This window comes from Variovorax boronicumulans NBRC 103145, assembly GCF_001591345.1.
GTDB lineage: Bacteria > Pseudomonadota > Gammaproteobacteria > Burkholderiales > Burkholderiaceae_C > Variovorax > Variovorax boronicumulans.
This window is the reverse complement of the sequence record NZ_BCUS01000079.1, coordinates 1-15,711: the sequence shown is the minus strand read 5'-3', so window position 1 is coordinate 15,711 and position 15,711 is coordinate 1. Positions and strand designations below refer to the sequence as shown.

The 15,711-nt window shown below is 64.4% G+C and carries 17 protein-coding genes and 1 pseudogene; 2 read left to right on the top strand and 16 right to left on the bottom strand.

Translation table 11 applies throughout. From position 1 onward, the window contains the following. Positions 1-4 precede the first annotated feature (4 nt). The 16 genes from rplB to VBO01S_RS20945 all read right to left on the bottom strand — a co-directional run bounded on the left by rplB (position 5) and on the right by VBO01S_RS20945 (position 13,941). Entirely contained in the window at positions 5-829 is an 825-nt protein-coding gene (gene rplB, locus VBO01S_RS21020; protein ID WP_056576555.1) for a 50S ribosomal protein L2, read from the bottom strand. 2 nt (positions 830-831) lie between these two features. Beyond that, on the bottom strand, positions 832-1,167 hold the full coding sequence (gene rplW, locus VBO01S_RS21015; RefSeq protein ID WP_056576559.1) for a 50S ribosomal protein L23: 336 nt from the start codon (positions 1,165-1,167) through the stop codon (positions 832-834). Continuing rightward, the gene (gene rplD, locus VBO01S_RS21010; protein ID WP_062478869.1) at positions 1,164-1,784 is read right to left on the bottom strand and encodes a 50S ribosomal protein L4; all 621 of its coding nucleotides are present in this window, start codon (positions 1,782-1,784) and stop codon (positions 1,164-1,166) included. Before rplD ends, rplW begins: the two co-directional genes overlap by 4 nt. Further along, positions 1,784-2,464: a 50S ribosomal protein L3 gene (gene rplC, locus VBO01S_RS21005; protein ID WP_062478866.1), complete on the bottom strand. Its 681-nt coding sequence runs from the start codon at positions 2,462-2,464 to the stop codon at positions 1,784-1,786. Before rplC ends, rplD begins: the two co-directional genes overlap by 1 nt. A gap of 237 nt (positions 2,465-2,701) precedes the next feature. Further along, positions 2,702-3,256, bottom strand: coding sequence for a hypothetical protein (locus tag VBO01S_RS21000; RefSeq protein ID WP_062478864.1), 555 nt, complete (start codon positions 3,254-3,256; stop codon positions 2,702-2,704). Positions 3,257-3,273: 17 nt separating this feature from the next. Beyond that, positions 3,274-4,869 carry a hypothetical protein gene (locus VBO01S_RS20995; protein ID WP_062478861.1) on the bottom strand — a complete coding sequence of 532 codons (1,596 nt, stop codon included), beginning with the start codon at positions 4,867-4,869 and terminating at the stop codon, positions 3,274-3,276. Between the two features lie 151 nt (positions 4,870-5,020). Then, positions 5,021-5,335 carry a 30S ribosomal protein S10 gene (rpsJ, locus tag VBO01S_RS20990; RefSeq protein WP_007838118.1) on the bottom strand — a complete coding sequence of 105 codons (315 nt, stop codon included), beginning with the start codon at positions 5,333-5,335 and terminating at the stop codon, positions 5,021-5,023. 21 nt (positions 5,336-5,356) lie between these two features. Then, positions 5,357-6,550: an elongation factor Tu gene (gene tuf / locus VBO01S_RS20985; RefSeq protein ID WP_062478858.1), complete on the bottom strand. Its 1,194-nt coding sequence runs from the start codon at positions 6,548-6,550 to the stop codon at positions 5,357-5,359. Positions 6,551-6,691: 141 nt separating this feature from the next. After that, the gene (gene fusA / locus VBO01S_RS20980) at positions 6,692-8,794 is read right to left on the bottom strand and encodes an elongation factor G (protein WP_062478855.1); all 2,103 of its coding nucleotides are present in this window, start codon (positions 8,792-8,794) and stop codon (positions 6,692-6,694) included. Between the two features lie 97 nt (positions 8,795-8,891). Then, the gene (gene rpsG / locus VBO01S_RS20975) at positions 8,892-9,365 is read right to left on the bottom strand and encodes a 30S ribosomal protein S7 (RefSeq protein ID WP_007829591.1); all 474 of its coding nucleotides are present in this window, start codon (positions 9,363-9,365) and stop codon (positions 8,892-8,894) included. Between the two features lie 147 nt (positions 9,366-9,512). After that, positions 9,513-9,890 carry a 30S ribosomal protein S12 gene (gene rpsL / locus VBO01S_RS20970; protein ID WP_013543948.1) on the bottom strand — a complete coding sequence of 126 codons (378 nt, stop codon included), beginning with the start codon at positions 9,888-9,890 and terminating at the stop codon, positions 9,513-9,515. 202 nt (positions 9,891-10,092) lie between these two features. Further along, positions 10,093-11,262 carry a D-alanyl-D-alanine carboxypeptidase family protein gene (locus tag VBO01S_RS20965; RefSeq protein WP_062478853.1) on the bottom strand — a complete coding sequence of 390 codons (1,170 nt, stop codon included), beginning with the start codon at positions 11,260-11,262 and terminating at the stop codon, positions 10,093-10,095. 40 nt (positions 11,263-11,302) lie between these two features. Beyond that, positions 11,303-11,935, bottom strand: a complete 633-nt coding sequence (locus tag VBO01S_RS20960; RefSeq protein ID WP_062478921.1) for an alpha/beta hydrolase — start codon at positions 11,933-11,935, stop codon at positions 11,303-11,305. Between the two features lie 70 nt (positions 11,936-12,005). Beyond that, a complete protein-coding gene (locus tag VBO01S_RS20955; protein WP_062478851.1) occupies positions 12,006-12,359 on the bottom strand; it encodes a (2Fe-2S) ferredoxin domain-containing protein in 354 nt (117 codons plus the stop codon). Between the two features lie 21 nt (positions 12,360-12,380). After that, on the bottom strand, positions 12,381-13,493 hold the full coding sequence (locus tag VBO01S_RS20950; protein WP_062478848.1) for a VanZ family protein: 1,113 nt from the start codon (positions 13,491-13,493) through the stop codon (positions 12,381-12,383). Between the two features lie 19 nt (positions 13,494-13,512). After that, positions 13,513-13,941, bottom strand: coding sequence for a CopD family protein (locus tag VBO01S_RS20945; protein ID WP_062478845.1), 429 nt, complete (start codon positions 13,939-13,941; stop codon positions 13,513-13,515). A 364-nt stretch (positions 13,942-14,305) separates the two neighbouring features. Here VBO01S_RS20945 and hemB point away from each other — a divergent pair, with 364 nt between their 5' ends. Together hemB and VBO01S_RS20935 are read left to right on the top strand one after the other, a co-directional pair. Next, a complete protein-coding gene (gene hemB, locus VBO01S_RS20940) occupies positions 14,306-15,292 on the top strand; it encodes a porphobilinogen synthase (RefSeq protein WP_062478843.1) in 987 nt (328 codons plus the stop codon). Positions 15,293-15,367: 75 nt separating this feature from the next. Next, positions 15,368-15,711 (top strand): annotated as a pseudogene (locus VBO01S_RS20935) (magnesium transporter CorA); the annotation flags it as partial.

Genomic DNA, 15,711 nt, shown 5'->3' with positions numbered 1-15,711 from the left:
TCCCTTACTTCTTGCGACGCGACACGATGAAGACCTGCGTGCGCTTGTTGTTACGGGTGCGATAGCCCTTGGTCAGATTGCCCCACGGGTCGACAGGATGGCGGCCTTCGCCAGTCTTGCCTTCGCCACCACCGTGCGGGTGGTCGACCGGGTTCATCACCACGCCGCGAACGGTCGGGCGGATACCCATGTGACGCTTCACACCGGCCTTGCCGAGCTGGCGCAGGCTGTGTTCTTCGTTGGCCACTTCACCGATGGTCGCGCGGCATTCGATGTGAATGCGGCGGACTTCGCCCGAACGCATGCGGACCTGGGCGTACACGCCTTCACGGGCCAGCAGCGTGGCCGACGTACCGGCCGAACGTGCGATCTGCGCGCCCTTGCCGGGTTGCAGTTCGATGCAGTGGATCGTCGAACCCACGGGGATGTTGCGGATCGGCAGGGTGTTGCCGGCGCGGATCGGGGCTTCGGCGCCCGACATCAGGGTTGCACCGGCTTCCAGACCGCGCGGGGCGATGATGTAGCGGCGCTCGCCGTCGGCGTAGCAGACCAGAGCGATGTGGGCGGTGCGGTTCGGGTCGTACTCGATGCGTTCGACCTTGGCCGGGATGCCGTCCTTGTTGCGCACGAAGTCGACAATGCGGTAGTGGTGCTTGGCACCACCGCCACGATGGCGGATCGTGATGTGACCGTTGTTGTTACGGCCGGCCTTCTGGAACTGGGGTTCCAGCAGGGCTGCGTGAGGCGCACCCTTGTGCAGGTGGTCACGCGAAATCTTCACCGCGCCGCGTTGGCCCGGCGAAGTGGGTTTCATCTTGATGACGGCCATGATTAAGCGCCTTCCCCGACGAGGTTGAGCTCTTGACCGGCCTTCAGCGTCACATAAGCCTTGCGCACGTTGTCGCGGCGGCCGATGGACTTGCCAAAGCGCTTGGTCTTGCCCTTGGTGTTGAGCACCGACACGCCCTGGACTTCGACCTTGAACATCAGTTCAACAGCGGCCTTGATCTCGGGCTTGGTGGCGTCTTGCAGCACCTTGAAAGTGACAGCGTTCGACTTCTCGCCGACCATCGTGGCCTTTTCGGACACGATCGGTGCGACCAGCACGTTCATGAGACGGCCTTCGTCGAACTTACGTTGTGCAGGGGTGGGGTTCACGCGGCTCATGCGAACATCTCCTTGAGCTTGTCGACGGCACCCTTGGTGACCAGCACCTTCTTGTAGTGAACCAGCGACACCGGATCGGCGTAACGGGGTTCGACCACGAGGATGTTGACCAGATTGCGCGAGGCAAGGTACAGGTTTTCGTCGACTTCTTCGGCGATCACGAGCACGGACTCGAGATTCATTGCCTTGAAACGGGCTGCCAGCGGCTTCGTCTTGGGCGAATCCACGGTCAGCGAATCGACCACGGCCAGACGGCCTTCGCGAGCGAGCTGCGAGAAGATGGAGGCCATGCCGGCGCGGTACATCTTCTTGTTGATCTTCTGCGAGAAGTTTTCGTCAGGCATGTTCGGGAAGATCCGGCCGCCTCCGCGCCACAGGGGCGAGGACGTCATACCGGCGCGGGCGCGGCCCGTTCCCTTTTGCTTGAAAGGCTTCTTGGTCGAGTGCTTGACCTGTTCGCGGTCCTTCTGGGCGCGCGTGCCTTGACGGGCGTTGGCCTGGAATGCAACGACGATCTGGTGGACCAGGTCTTCGTTGTAGTCACGGCCGAACACGGTTTCGGGGGCGTCGTACTTCGACGCGGCCTGGCCTTGTTCGTTCAGGAGTTCGAGTTGCATTACTTCGCTCCTTCAGCCGCTTGCGGCTTGGCCTTGATGGCGGGACGCACGGTGACGAAGCCACCCTTCGAACCCGGGATCGCGCCCTTGATGAGCAGCAGCTGACGTGCTTCGTCGATGCGGAACACGTCGAGGTTTTGCGTCGTGCGGGTGACGTCGCCGAGGTGGCCCGTCATGCGCTTGCCGGGGAACACGCGACCGGGGTCTTGTGCCATGCCGATCGAGCCGGGCACGTTGTGCGAACGGCTGTTACCGTGCGACGCGCGCTGCGAGCTCATGTTGTGACGCTTGATCGTGCCGGCGTAGCCCTTGCCGATGGTCGTGCCTTGCACGTCCACCTTCTGGCCCACGGAGAACACGCTGCTTGCCGCGATCACGCCGCCAGCCTTGTGCTGACCTGCGGTATCGGCGGTGACGCGGAATTCCTGGATGATTTCACCAGCTTCGACACCCGCCTTGGCAAGGTGGCCGGCTTGGGGCTTGGTCACGCGCGATGCTTTGCGCGAACCGAACGTCACCTGCAGGGCGACGTAGCCATCGGTCTCTTGGGACTTGATCTGGGTCACACGGTTGTTGGACACATCCACCACCGTGACAGGAACTGCGTCCCCGTCATCGGTGAAGAGACGCATCATCCCCACCTTGCGGCCCAGCAACCCGAGGGAGTTGCTCAGACTCATTTGTTTTCTCCAAAAATGGAAGACTTCCTTCGCCGCTGCCACTTCAATTGGCGACAGCGTTTGGCTGGTTTCCCGGCCTGCGAGAGAAGGTTGATAAATCTCCGCCGAAAGCGGCGACCGAACGGACGCAACAAGGGCAGAGCCAGAGATTATAGCCCGCAGTCGAACCGGGGCGCAAGTGGCCCTTTTCGGGCCGGATTCAGGGGGTTCCGGCCCCGTTTCGGGTGGCTTTCGGGCCTATTTCGCGGGCAGCGAGATGATGTTGTCGCCGCCTGGCAGCGACTTGATCTCGCCATTGGCCTTCATGGCGGGCGCCGCCGCGCCGGTCTGGATCGGGATGGAAATGGCACTGGTCCGACCAGCCTGCTTGATGAACACGTTCAGGTAGGCCAGACCGTCACCCTGGCTGACCACCGTGACGGAAGCGTCGGAGCGCTGCCCCGGCGGCAGGCTCAGCGACGCGCTGCCGGACAGCGTCAGGCCCGCATCGACCGTCAGCGTCACGCTGGCGCCCGCGGGGTCGCTGACGCCGTCGAACTGAAGAACGACGACCGTCGGTTTGCCGGCCTGAGGCGCGCCGTCCAGCCGGTACTGCAGCTTGACGCCGGAGTCATTGGGTTTTCTCGATGCGGTCACCCAGGGGGTGGCGGAGCCCTTCAGGCCTGCAGGCGACAACTTCGCGGTGGTGCGCGTCGGCGGCATCCCGTCAGCCAGGGCGCAGGCCGAGAGCGCGGACAGTGCAAGTCCCGCCGTCAGTGCGGCAGCCAGAGAGAGGCGAGTGTTCAGGATCATCGCGAGCCTTCCCTTCCTTATTGAACGAGCACGGTGAGGCACACCGGCGTAGCAGAGGAGCTCGTCATTGCGGCATCCCGCACCGCCAGAACGTACTCACCCGCGCTCAGGCTGACCCGGCTGCCCGATCGGGCGATCTCTCCACCCCGGAAGACGTCGAAGTCCGGCACCGCGGCGTTCCCGACCGTGACCTGGTAGTCCCGGTTCGCCGGCGCGGTGAAACGCAGGTAGGCAATGTTGCCGAGCTTGTTGCCCGTGCCCGCCACGCTGGAGACACAGACGTTGTTGACCACCGCACCAACAGCCAAGGCCCGGTACATCGGCAGCACGCCGGGCACGCCGGGCAACCCGCCGTCGTTCGATTCGCCCGCGCCGAATGCATCGCTGGAGGTGATGTTCTGCGCGGTCAGCAGGCTGTTCAGCGCCGAGGCGTTGCCAGGCGACGTCGCATTGAACGCGGCGGCGAAAGCGTGAATCGACGTGACCGGCGCGCCGCTTCGGAACTGGAAGCCGGTCAAGGTGTCGTGGATGGGCTTGAAGCCGGCCTGCCGGTTGAGGTTCCACAGGATGGCCTGGACAGATGACTCGCGGGACCAGCCGGGATTGCTTGTAGGACCACGCGAGAGATCCAACGGGCTGCCCCCCCTTTGCTGCGGCAGCTTTGAGTCGACATAGTTGCTTCGCTCCAGGGCAATGCCTGACCACGCATTACCCCAACCCTCGGAGAAAGCAAGTCGCCGATCGAGACGATCGTCCATCGAATGCCCGCCTCCGATCGAGTCATCTCGACTGAAGGCCGATTGGTAGTAGTGCCCCCATTCGTGCGCGATCACCGGCGCATCGAACTCGTCGGTGTCCACATCCTCCTTGCCCAGCACGTAGATCTGCCGACCGTTGCTTCCGCTGTTGAAGAAGAAGGTCGTGCCAATCTGCCCCGCCGAAAGATTGATTCCGTCCGACGGCGCGTTGTTGACGCTCCAGAAAACCTTCAACGAAGGAAACGCCGAAGCCGGCGCCACCGACAGCACCTTCTGCATGGAGGTGTAGACCGTGTCGAGCACGGCGAACGGCGCCGCGACGCGCGTCCCACTGTAGCCAGAACCTCCCCAGCCGCTGTCCGCACGCAGGTCGCGCGTCAATGCCACGCTTCCCGACGAAAAGCTCGCCGACTGCATCGAGTACAGCGCGTCGCTGCGGGTGTTGTCGCGCACCGTGACATCCCAGGTCGCGCCCGGACCGGTCCGGGTCAGCTGGGCCCGGACGCGCACGGTGATGTTCGTGTTCGCCGGCACCGAGACCGCGTAATTGCCACCGTCATCCGTGGTGGTCAACGCGAGCTGCGCCGATGTGTTGGCATCGAGCACCTCCACCGTGGCGCCGCGCACAGGCTTGGCCGTGGTGCTCGCGTACAGGAGGGGCCCGTTGTTGTTTGGCACCGAGTCGTAAGTGGCTTTCCCGCTCAGGGCGACCGGGTTCAGCACGATCGGCAGGCCGATGGGAAACCCACCGCCGCCTCCGCCTCCGCCACCACCACCGCCTCCCCCACCGCAACCTGCCAGCAATGCCGCCGCGATGCACGCCGCACCGAATGCAAAAGAGAACTTCTGGCTCATCACGTGTGCTGCCCTCGTTTCAGCCCCGGCGCACTGCGTCCCGCAGGCCGGTGCGCGAGGATGCCACACTTGAGAAACAAACGTGAAGCACAAAAAAGCCCGCCTGCATTTCTGCAGGCGGGCTGTGCTCGGAATGCGACGCGAGGTCGAATTACTGCAGCTTGATCTCGACGTCGACGCCGGCCGGCAGGTCGAGCTTCATCAGCGCGTCCACGGTCTTGTCGGTGGGATCGACGATGTCCATCAGGCGCTGGTGCGTGCGGATTTCCAGCTGGTCGCGCGACGTCTTGTTGACGTGCGGCGAACGCAGGATGTCGAAACGCTTCATGCGGGTCGGCAGGGGCACGGGGCCCTTGACGATCGCGCCGGTGCGCTTGGCGGTGTCCACGATTTCAGCGGCCGACTGGTCGATCAGCTTGTAGTCGAATGCCTTCAGGCGGATGCGGATCTTTTGCTTGGTAGCCATGGTGATTCCTTTGCGTCCGGCTTAGATGTCGAGGATCTTGGCCACGACGCCCGAACCCACGGTACGGCCGCCTTCACGGATGGCGAAGCGCAGGCCTTCTTCCATCGCGATCGGGTTGATCAGCTTCACGGTGATGCTGACGTTGTCGCCAGGCATGACCATTTCCTTGTCCGCGGGCAGCTCGATCGCGCCGGTCACGTCCGTCGTGCGGAAGTAGAACTGCGGACGGTAGTTGTTGAAGAACGGCGTGTGACGGCCGCCTTCGTCCTTGGACAGGACATACACCTCGGCGGTGAAGTGCACGTGCGGCTTGATCGAGCCGGGCTTGCACAGCACTTGGCCGCGTTCGACTTCTTCGCGCTTCGTGCCGCGCAGCAGCACGCCGACGTTGTCGCCAGCTTGACCCTGGTCCAGCAGCTTGCGGAACATTTCCACGCCGGTGCAGGTGGTCTTGACGGTGGGGCGGATACCGACGATTTCGATTTCTTCGCCGACCTTGATCACGCCGCGCTCGACGGCGCCGGTCACCACGGTGCCGCGACCCGAGATCGAGAACACGTCTTCCACGGGCATCAGGAACGTGCCGTCCACAGCGCGCTCAGGCGTGGGGATGTACGTGTCCAGGGCTTCTGCCAGCTTCATGATGGCGCCTTCGCCCAGGTCGCCCTTGTCGCCTTCCAGGGCGAGCTTGGCCGAGCCGTGGATGATGGGGGTGTCGTCGCCGGGGAATTCGTACTTGTCGAGGAGTTCGCGAACTTCCATTTCGACCAGCTCGAGCAGTTCCTTGTCGTCGACCATGTCGCACTTGTTCAGGAACACGATGATGTAGCCCACGCCCACCTGGCGAGCCAGCAGGATGTGTTCACGGGTCTGGGGCATCGGGCCGTCAGCGGCCGAGCACACCAGGATGGCGCCGTCCATCTGGGCGGCGCCCGTGATCATGTTCTTCACGTAGTCGGCGTGGCCGGGGCAGTCGACGTGTGCGTAGTGGCGGTTGGCCGTTTCGTACTCGACGTGCGCGGTGTTGATCGTGATGCCGCGGGCCTTTTCTTCAGGCGCTGCGTCGATCTGGTCGTAAGCCTTGGCCTCGCCGCCGAACTTGGCCGACAGCACGGTGGCGATCGCCGCCGTCAGCGTGGTCTTGCCGTGGTCAACGTGACCGATCGTGCCCACGTTCACGTGCGGCTTGGTGCGGGTGAATTTACCTTTTGCCATTTTTCAATCCTTGAAAGAGCATGTCCCGTGTGTTGGTTTTATGTCTGCATCCGATTGCTGGTTCGCCCCGCACGGGAACAGGGCGGCACCGGATCGCAGACAAGAAGGGCCGCGCACTGCGCGGCCCCACATTCTTGAAACTTACTTCGAGCGAGCGGCCACGATGGCTTCGGCGACGTTACGGGGAGCTTCAGCGTAGTGCTTGAACTCCATCGTGTACGTGGCGCGGCCTTGCGTGGCCGAGCGCAGCGTCGTCGAGTAGCCGAACATTTCCGACAGCGGAACTTCAGCCTTGATGAGCTTGCCGCCACCGATCATGTCGTCCATGCCCTGCACCATGCCGCGACGGCTGGACAGGTCGCCCATCACGTTGCCGGCGTAGTCTTCAGGCGTTTCGACTTCCACGGCCATCATCGGCTCGAGGATGACCGGGCTGGCCTTGCGGGCGCCTTCCTTGAAGCCGAAGATCGCGGCCATCTTGAACGCCATTTCGTTCGAGTCCACGTCGTGGTACGAACCGAAGTGCAGCGTGACCTTGACGTCGACGACGGGGTAGCCCGCCAGCACGCCTTGCGTCAGTGCTTCCACAACGCCCTTTTCCACGGCGGGGATGTATTCGCGAGGAACCACACCGCCCTTGATGGCGTCAACGAACTCGAAGCCCTTGCCGGCTTCCTGCGGCTCGATCTTCAGGATGACGTGACCGTACTGGCCCTTACCACCCGACTGGCGAACGAACTTGCCTTCGGCTTCTTCGACGGTCTTGCGGATCGTTTCGCGGTAAGCCACTTGCGGCTTGCCCACGTTGGCTTCCACGCCGAATTCGCGCTTCATGCGGTCCACGATGATTTCGAGGTGCAGTTCGCCCATACCGGAGATGATGGTCTGGCCGGATTCTTCGTCGGTGCGCACGCGGAACGACGGATCTTCCGAAGCCAGGCGCTGCAGGGCGATGCCCATCTTTTCCTGGTCGGCCTTGGTCTTGGGCTCGACGGCCTGCGAGATCACGGGCTCGGGGAATTCCATGCGCTCCAGCGTGATCATGGCGTTCGGGTCGCACAGGGTTTCGCCCGTGGTGACGTCCTTCAGGCCCACGCAAGCGGCGATGTCGCCGGCACGGATTTCTTCGATTTCGAGGCGTTCGTTGGCGTGCATCTGCACGATACGGCCGATACGTTCTTTCTTGCCCTTGACCGGGTTGTAGACGGTGTCGCCCTTGCTCAGAACGCCCGAGTACACGCGCACGAAGGTCAGCTGGCCGACGTACGGGTCGGTCATGAGCTTGAATGCCAGCGCCGAGAACTTCTCGCCGTCGTCGGCCTTGCGGGTCACGTCTTGCTCGTCGTCGTCCGTGCCGTGCACCGGAGGAATGTCCAGCGGCGAAGGCATCAGTTCGATCACGGCGTCGAGCATGCGCTGCACGCCCTTGTTCTTGAACGCGCTGCCGCACAGCATCGGCTGGATTTCGCCGGCGATCGTGCGCGTGCGCAGACCGTGGGTGATTTCCTCGAGCGTCAGGTCACCTTCTTCAAGGTACTTGTTCATCAGCTCTTCCGAAGCTTCGGCCGCGCTTTCGACCATCTTCTCGCGCCATTCCTTGGCCAGCTCGACCAGCTCGGCGGGGATCTCGCGCGTTTCGAACTTCATGCCTTGCGAGGCTTCGTCCCAGAAGATCGCCTTCATCAGACGCAGGTCGACCACGCCCTGGAACTTGTCTTCGGCACCGATCGGAATCACGATCGGCACGGGGTTGGCCTTCAGGCGGTCGACCATCATCTGGCGAACGCGGAAGAAGTTGGCGCCGATGCGGTCCATCTTGTTGACGAACGCCAGACGCGGCACCTTGTACTTGTTGGCCTGGCGCCAGACGGTTTCCGATTGGGGCTGCACGCCGCCGACCGAGTCGTACACCATGACGGCGCCGTCCAGCACGCGCATCGAGCGCTCGACTTCAATGGTGAAGTCCACGTGGCCGGGGGTGTCGATGATGTTGATGCGGTGCTCGGGCAGCGAGTGGTCCATGCCCTTCCAGAAGCAGGTCACGGCAGCCGAGGTGATCGTGATGCCACGCTCTTGTTCCTGCTCCATCCAGTCGGTCGTTGCCGCGCCATCGTGCACTTCGCCGAGCTTGTGGGTCACGCCCGTGTAGAACAGGATACGTTCGGTGGTGGTGGTCTTGCCGGCGTCGATGTGCGCGGAGATACCGATGTTGCGGTAGCGCTCGATGGGGGTCTTGCGGGACATGATGTACTTTCGGGTTTAAATGCGTTGAGCGCTGGGCGTCGAGCACGGGCGATTTCGCCCGGTACTCAACCCCCAACGCTCAAGAGACGTGTGTTTTTTAGAAGCGGAAGTGGCTGAAGGCGCGGTTGGCTTCTGCCATGCGGTGCACTTCGTCGCGCTTCTTCATGGCACCGCCACGGCCTTCCGTGGCTTCCATCAGTTCGTTGGCCAGACGCAGGGCCATCGACTTCTCACCGCGCTTGCGGGCAGCTTCCTTGATCCAGCGCATCGACAGGGCGAGGCGACGGACAGGGCGGACTTCGACCGGCACCTGGTAGTTCGCACCACCGACGCGGCGCGACTTCACTTCGACCATCGGCTTCACGTTGTTGATGGCAACGGTGAACGCTTCGAGGGGGTCCTTGTCCGGGTTCTTCTTCTCGATGAAGTCGAGGGCACCGTAGATGATGCGCTCGGCAACAGCCTTCTTGCCGCCTTCCATGATCACGTTCATGAATTTGGACAGCTCGACATTGCCGTACTTGGGATCCGGCAGGATTTCACGTTTGGGGACTTCGCGACGACGTGGCATTTTTCTAACCTCTTTGCTTCAGTTGGCATCGTTTCCGATACCGCGAGAGCCAGTCAGGACTCTCACTTACTCGACCCGACATTGGGTCACTTCGTTCGACAAGCCCGCCAAGGCCATCGAACACCGCTTGTTTTCTGACAGGAAGGCTTAAGCCTTCTTGGGACGCTTCGCGCCGTACTTGGAACGCGACTGCTTGCGGTCTTTCACGCCTTGCAGGTCGAGCGAACCGCGCACGATGTGGTAACGCACACCGGGCAAGTCCTTGACACGACCGCCGCGAACCAGCACGACGCTGTGTTCTTGCAGGTTGTGGCCTTCGCCGCCGATGTAGGAGATGACTTCGAAGCCATTGGTCAGACGGACCTTGGCAACTTTACGAAGCGCCGAGTTGGGCTTCTTGGGCGTCGTGGTGTAGACGCGGGTGCAGACACCGCGACGTTGCGGCGAGTTCTGCATGGCAGGGCTCTTCGAATTGATCTTCTCGACCGTTCGACCCTGACGCACCAGTTGATTGATGGTTGGCATGAATGAATTAGTCCCAAAACAACCCAGCCTTGGTGGTGAAACCGCCCTTGGTCGTGACTCAAGGAAGCCGGGAATAACGAAAACGTGAAACCCTTCGGAAAATTCCGAAAAGCCCACGAGTATAGCAGGCAGGTCTGAAATGGCAATGTCAGGCGCCTGGAGCGCCCGCCACCGCCTGTTTCAAGGCCGTTTTTCCTGTCTCTTACTTGATCCAGAGACGCACGGCGTCCCAGGCGCGGCCGAAGACGCCGGCCTGCTCGACCGGCTCCAGGGCCACCAGCGGCACGTCGGCCAGGGGCTGGTCGTCCAGCGTGACCTTGAGCGAGCCGACGGCCTGGTACTTGGTGAACGGCGCGACCAGCGGGTCGGGGCGCGACACCTGCGTCTTGATCTTGCTGGCGGAACCGGTCGGCACGGCGACCACGATGGCCTCGGGGCGGCCCAGCTTCAGCACGTTGGCCTTGCCCTTCCAGACGGCGGGCGTGGCGGCGGGCTGGCCGGCTTCGAACAGGCGCACGGCGTCGTAGGCCGTGTAACCCCAGTTCAGCAGCTTCTGCGACTCGTTGGCGCGCACGGCTTCGCTGCTGGCGCCCAGCACGATCGACAGCAGGCGGCGGCCGCCGGTCAGGTTCGGGAAGTCGCGCTTGGCGGTGGCGATCATGCAGTAGCCGGCGGCGTCGGTGTGGCCGGTCTTCAGGCCGTCGACGGTCGGGTCGCGGAACAGCAGCAGGTTGCGGTTGGTGTCGTTGGTCGACGGCGTGCCCGGGTAGCGGTACTTCTTGATGGCGTAGTACTTGGCTTCCTCGGGGAAGTCGCGCACCAGGCGCGTGGCCAGGATGCTCAGGTCGCGCGCCGTGGTCGTGTGGCCGGGCGCCGTGAGGCCTTCGGGGTTCTTGTAGGTGGTGTTCTTCATGCCCAGCACCTTGGCCTGGGCGTTCATCATCTCGACGAAATGCTCCACCGTGCCGCCCACGCCTTCGGCCAGCGCCACCGTGGCGTCGTTGCCCGACTGCACGATCACGCCCTTGATCAGGTCTTCCACCGGCACCTGCATCTTGGGGTCGATGAACATGCGCGAACCGGGCATCTTCCAGGCGCGCGGGCTCACCGGCAGGGTCTGGGTCAGCGTGATCTTCTTGGCGCGCAGCGCATCGAACGCGACGTACGCGGTCATCAGCTTGGTGAGCGAGGCCGGCTCGACGGGGCTGTCGATGTCCTTCTGCGCCAGGATCTGGTTCGCGGTCACGTCCAGCAGCAGGTAGCTGCGCGCGGCGATTTCAGGCGGGGCCGGCATCTGGGCGGCGGCGATCACGCCAACCGAGGCAGCAGCGGTCAGCACCAGTGCGCGAAGCGCAGTGAAAAAACGATTCATGGAGAGTGTGGGAAGAGGCGAAAACAAGCCTGAAAGGCTTTCATTCGGTGCCCGCGCGCAGATGGCGGGCGACCAGGCTTTTGAGCAGCGGCAATTGTCCGTGAAAGAAATGGCCGCCCCCGGGAATAACCGTGACAGGGAGTGACTGGGGACGCGCCCAGTCCATCACGGCGGCGAGAGGCACGGTGTCGTCGGCTTCGCCATGGACCACCAGCGCGCGCTCGTGCGCCTCGGCCGGCAGCATGGCCACCGAGAAGCGCGAGGCGGCCGTGCCGACCAGCACCAGCTGCCGCACGTCGCGCGCGGCCCAGAGCTTCTCGGCCGCACAGCTGGCCACGAAGGCACCGAAGGAAAAACCGGCGATCGCCAGCTGGCCTTCGGGCGCGAGCTCGCCGACGACATGCAGCATGTCCTCGAGCTCGCCGCGCCCTTCATCGTGAGCGCCTTCGCTGGCGCCGACGCCGCGGAAGTTGAAGCGCACGGCCGTCCAGCCGCAGGACACGAAGGCGCGGGCCAGGGTCTGCACGACCTTGTTGTCCATCGTGCCGCCGAACAGCGGGTGCGGATGGGCGATCACCGCGACGCCGCGCGCGTCGCCGGACGGCAGGTCGCGCTGCACCTCGATCACGCCCGCGGCGCCCTGGAGGCTGATTTTTTCGGTCTGGGAGTTCATGGCGCTGGGGTTGGCTGGGCCGGCGATGCCGGCGACGTGCACGGTACGAGCACGGGGTCCGCAGGAAAGTTCAGCGGCCGACGTCGGGCGGCAGCAGCAGCCGCTCGACGACCTGGCCGTTCTTCAGGTGCGACTCGACGATCTCGTCGATGTCCTCGGCGTCCACGAAGGTGTACCAGACCGCCTCGGGGTAGACCACCGCGACGGGCCCACCCGCGCAGCGGTCGAGGCAGCCGGCCTTGTTGACGCGCACCTTGCCGGGCCCGGCGAGCCCCTGCTCCTTCACCTTGGCCTTGCAGCGGTCGAAGCCTTCCTGCGCGTTGTGCAGGGCGCAGGAGTCTTCGCCGTTCTTGCGTTCATTCAGGCAGAAGAAGATGTGGCGGCCGTAGTAGCCGGACGGCGCGGCGGGAGTGGTGCTGGGCATCGACCGATTTTATGAGCGTGCTCAGGGCAGCGCGGGACGGCGGCGCCGCGACAGCGCAGCCACCACGTACACCAGCACCGCGAAGGGCCAACCCCAGCCCAGCCACTGGGCCAGGCCGTGGAAGCGGATGAAGCGGCCCTGCTCCCAGGTGGCCAGGGTCTGCGCGAAGTAGGCGCTCTCGGGCGCCTGGTTCAGCAGGCTCAGCTGGAGCACGAGCCCCATGAGCAGCAGCGCCCCGCACAGCCGGCGCGGCGCAAAGAGCAGCAGCACGCCCGCGAACACCGCCGCGGCCAGCCCGACCTGCACCGGCAGATCGAGCCAGGCCCACGCGTGCTCCGGGCCGTAGCTCATGGCCGCCGACAGCGCCGAGGCCGCAACGCCTGCGAGCAGGATGAGCGGCAGCAGCACCGCGCGCTGCACCACGTTGCGCGCCACCAGGTAGCCCAGCAGGCACGGCACCAGCGCGCCGAGCATCACGCACAGCAGTTCCACGGCCGGCACCAGCGGCTCCAGCTCGAACTGGCGCACGGGCAGCCAGTCGATGAAGGGCGTGTCGAGCAGCCACTCGGAAATCGTCGCCTCTAGCCGTTCGAACACCTGGCCGAGGCCGAAGGTGACGGCGGCGGGGAACAGCAGCGCAAAGGGCCAGAGCGCGAGCAGCACGAGGCCGCCGCGCGCGTCCTCGACGAACCATTGCGAGCGCACGCGGCTCCAGTGCGCGATCGCACCCAGCCGCTCCAGCGCCGCGGCCAGCACCGCGCCGAGCACCGTGCCGGCGGTGTTCAGCCCCAGGTCGACATTGGAAGGAATGCGCGCCGGCAAATAACTCTGCAGCGTCTCCATGGCAAAGGCGATCGCCGCGCCCGCCACCGTGGCGCGCAGCAACGCACGCCACACACTGTGGCTGCTGCCCGTGCGCAGCACGCTCAGCGCACACAGGAAACCGAAGGGCACGTAGCCCGCCACATTCACCCCGAAGTCGAAACCCGTCCAGTACTTGGGCCAGGGCGCCGACAGGTAGGCCCAGGGCGCGATCCCCTGGTCACGCCAGTCGGCGAAGGGGTACAGGCTGGCATAGACGATCAGCGCCGCATAGGCCAACGCCAGGGGGAGCGCGGCAGACTTGTGCGGCATGTCTACCGTCGACACGGGCTCAGAAGGGCTTCACCACCACCAGGATCACGATGCCCAGCAGCAGCAGCACGGGCAACTCGTTGAACCAGCGGTACCAGCGGTCGCTGCGGCGGTTGCCGCCCGCCGCAAAACGGCGCAGCAGCACGCCGCAGCCATGGTGGTAGCCGATGGCCACCAGCACCAGGGCCAGCTTGGCGTGCATCCAGCCGTTGCCGGGGCCGCGCCCGATGCCGTAGCCCAGCCAGAGCCAGGCGCCGAACACCAGCGCCGGCACGGCCAGGAAGGTGGTGAAGCGCAGCAGCTTGCGCGCCATCAGCAGCAGGCGCTCACGCTCCGCGACCGACTCGGGGGGCACCATCGCCAGGTTGACGAAGATGCGCGGCAGATAGAACAGCCCGGCAAACCAGCTGGCAATGAAAACAATGTGAAGAGATTTGACCCAGAGCATGGCGGCAGTTTAGTGGTGGCTGCACACTGACCCCTCTTCGGGGCCCTTTGCCAAGGTTTCGGGCAAAAAAAAGCCCGACGTCTTCACGTCGGGCTGGGAAGCCCTTTTGCTGTCACACATCAAGGCACCCGCTCAGGGAGGAAAAGCGGGGAGCGGCAAGCCGCCCGCTTCAGAATTTAACAAAGACGAAACAAGGTTTCAAGCGATTGAGGCAGTTTCTTTGACTTTTACAACAAAAATCTAGAACTTAAGTTCTATTAATTTCCGTAGTTGTCAGACAACTTGCCTCCAGCAGCGCTGGGCTGCGATTTCGCGCTTCAGGCACAATTTTAGATATATGACGTCACCATTTTCCCCGCTCGCAATGTTCCCCGCCGGCCGCCCGCGACGGCTGCGCCGCGATGCCTTTACCCGCAACCTGGTGCGCGAGCATGCGCTGACGACGAACGACCTGATCTACCCGGTGTTCGTGCAGGAAGGCGAGAAGCGCCGCGACGCCGTGCCCTCGATGCCCGGCGTGGACCGCCTGAGCCTGGACCTGCTGCTGCCCGTGGCCGAGCAGTGCGTGCAGGCCGGCATCCCGGTGATGGCGCTGTTTCCGGTGATCGACGCCAGCCTCAAGACGCCTGCGGGCGACGAGGCCTTCAACCCCGACGGGCTGATTCCCCGCGTGGTGGCCGCGCTCAAGGCGCGCTTCCCCGAGCTGGGCGTGATGACCGACGTGGCACTCGACCCCTACACCAGCCACGGCCAGGACGGCCTGCTCGACGACACCGGCTACATCCTCAACGACGCCACCGTTGAAGTGTTGGTGAAGCAGGCACTCACACAATCGCAAGCCGGCGTCGATATTGTGGCGCCGAGCGACATGATGGACGGCCGCATCGGCGCGATCCGCACCGCGCTCGAAGCCCGCGGCGACATCCACACGCGCATCATGGCCTACAGCGCCAAGTACGCCAGCGCCTTCTACGGCCCCTTCCGTGACGCCGTCGGCTCGGCCGCGACGCTCGGCAAGAGCAACAAGAAGGTCTACCAGATGGACCCCGGCAACAGCGACGAAGCCCTGCGCGAGGTCGCCATCGACATCGCCGAAGGCGCCGACATGGTCATGGTGAAGCCCGGCATGCCCTACCTGGACATCGTGCGCCGCGTGAAGGACGAGTTCCGCGTGCCGACCTTCGCCTACCAGGTGAGCGGCGAGTACGCCATGCTGAAGGCCGCGGCCCAGAACGGCTGGCTCGACCACGACGCCGTGGTGCTCGAAAGCCTGCTGGCCTTCAAGCGCGCCGGCGCCGACGGCGTGCTGACCTACTTCGCGCTTGACGCCGCCCGGTTGCTACAAAAATAATAGCTACTGCGGCATGCCTGCCGCACCTCCACGGCACTTCTGGCGTGGAAGAAGAACCACCGGGGGCGAGTGTCCATGCGCATCTTCGAAATCAGCCGCTCGCAGGTCAGCGAGCACGCCTCGCTGGCGCCGCTGGCCGTGCCGGGCGCCTGCGCCGCCGCCAGCTACCTCTGGATTTCGCTGACGCGCGACGAATTCCGCGCCGCCCAGCCCGAGGTGCAGCAGATCCTGCAGACGCTGTGCCAGACCCAGCTGGTCGACCTGCACGTGGCCGACCTGCTCAACGACCAGCTGCCCTCGCACTACGACTACACCTCGCTGTACGACGTGCTGGTGTTCCGCCGCCTGGCCACGGGCAACGGCCAGGACAGCGCTGAACCCTCACCCTCACTGCCGCAACGCCCGTCGCGCGGCGGCCC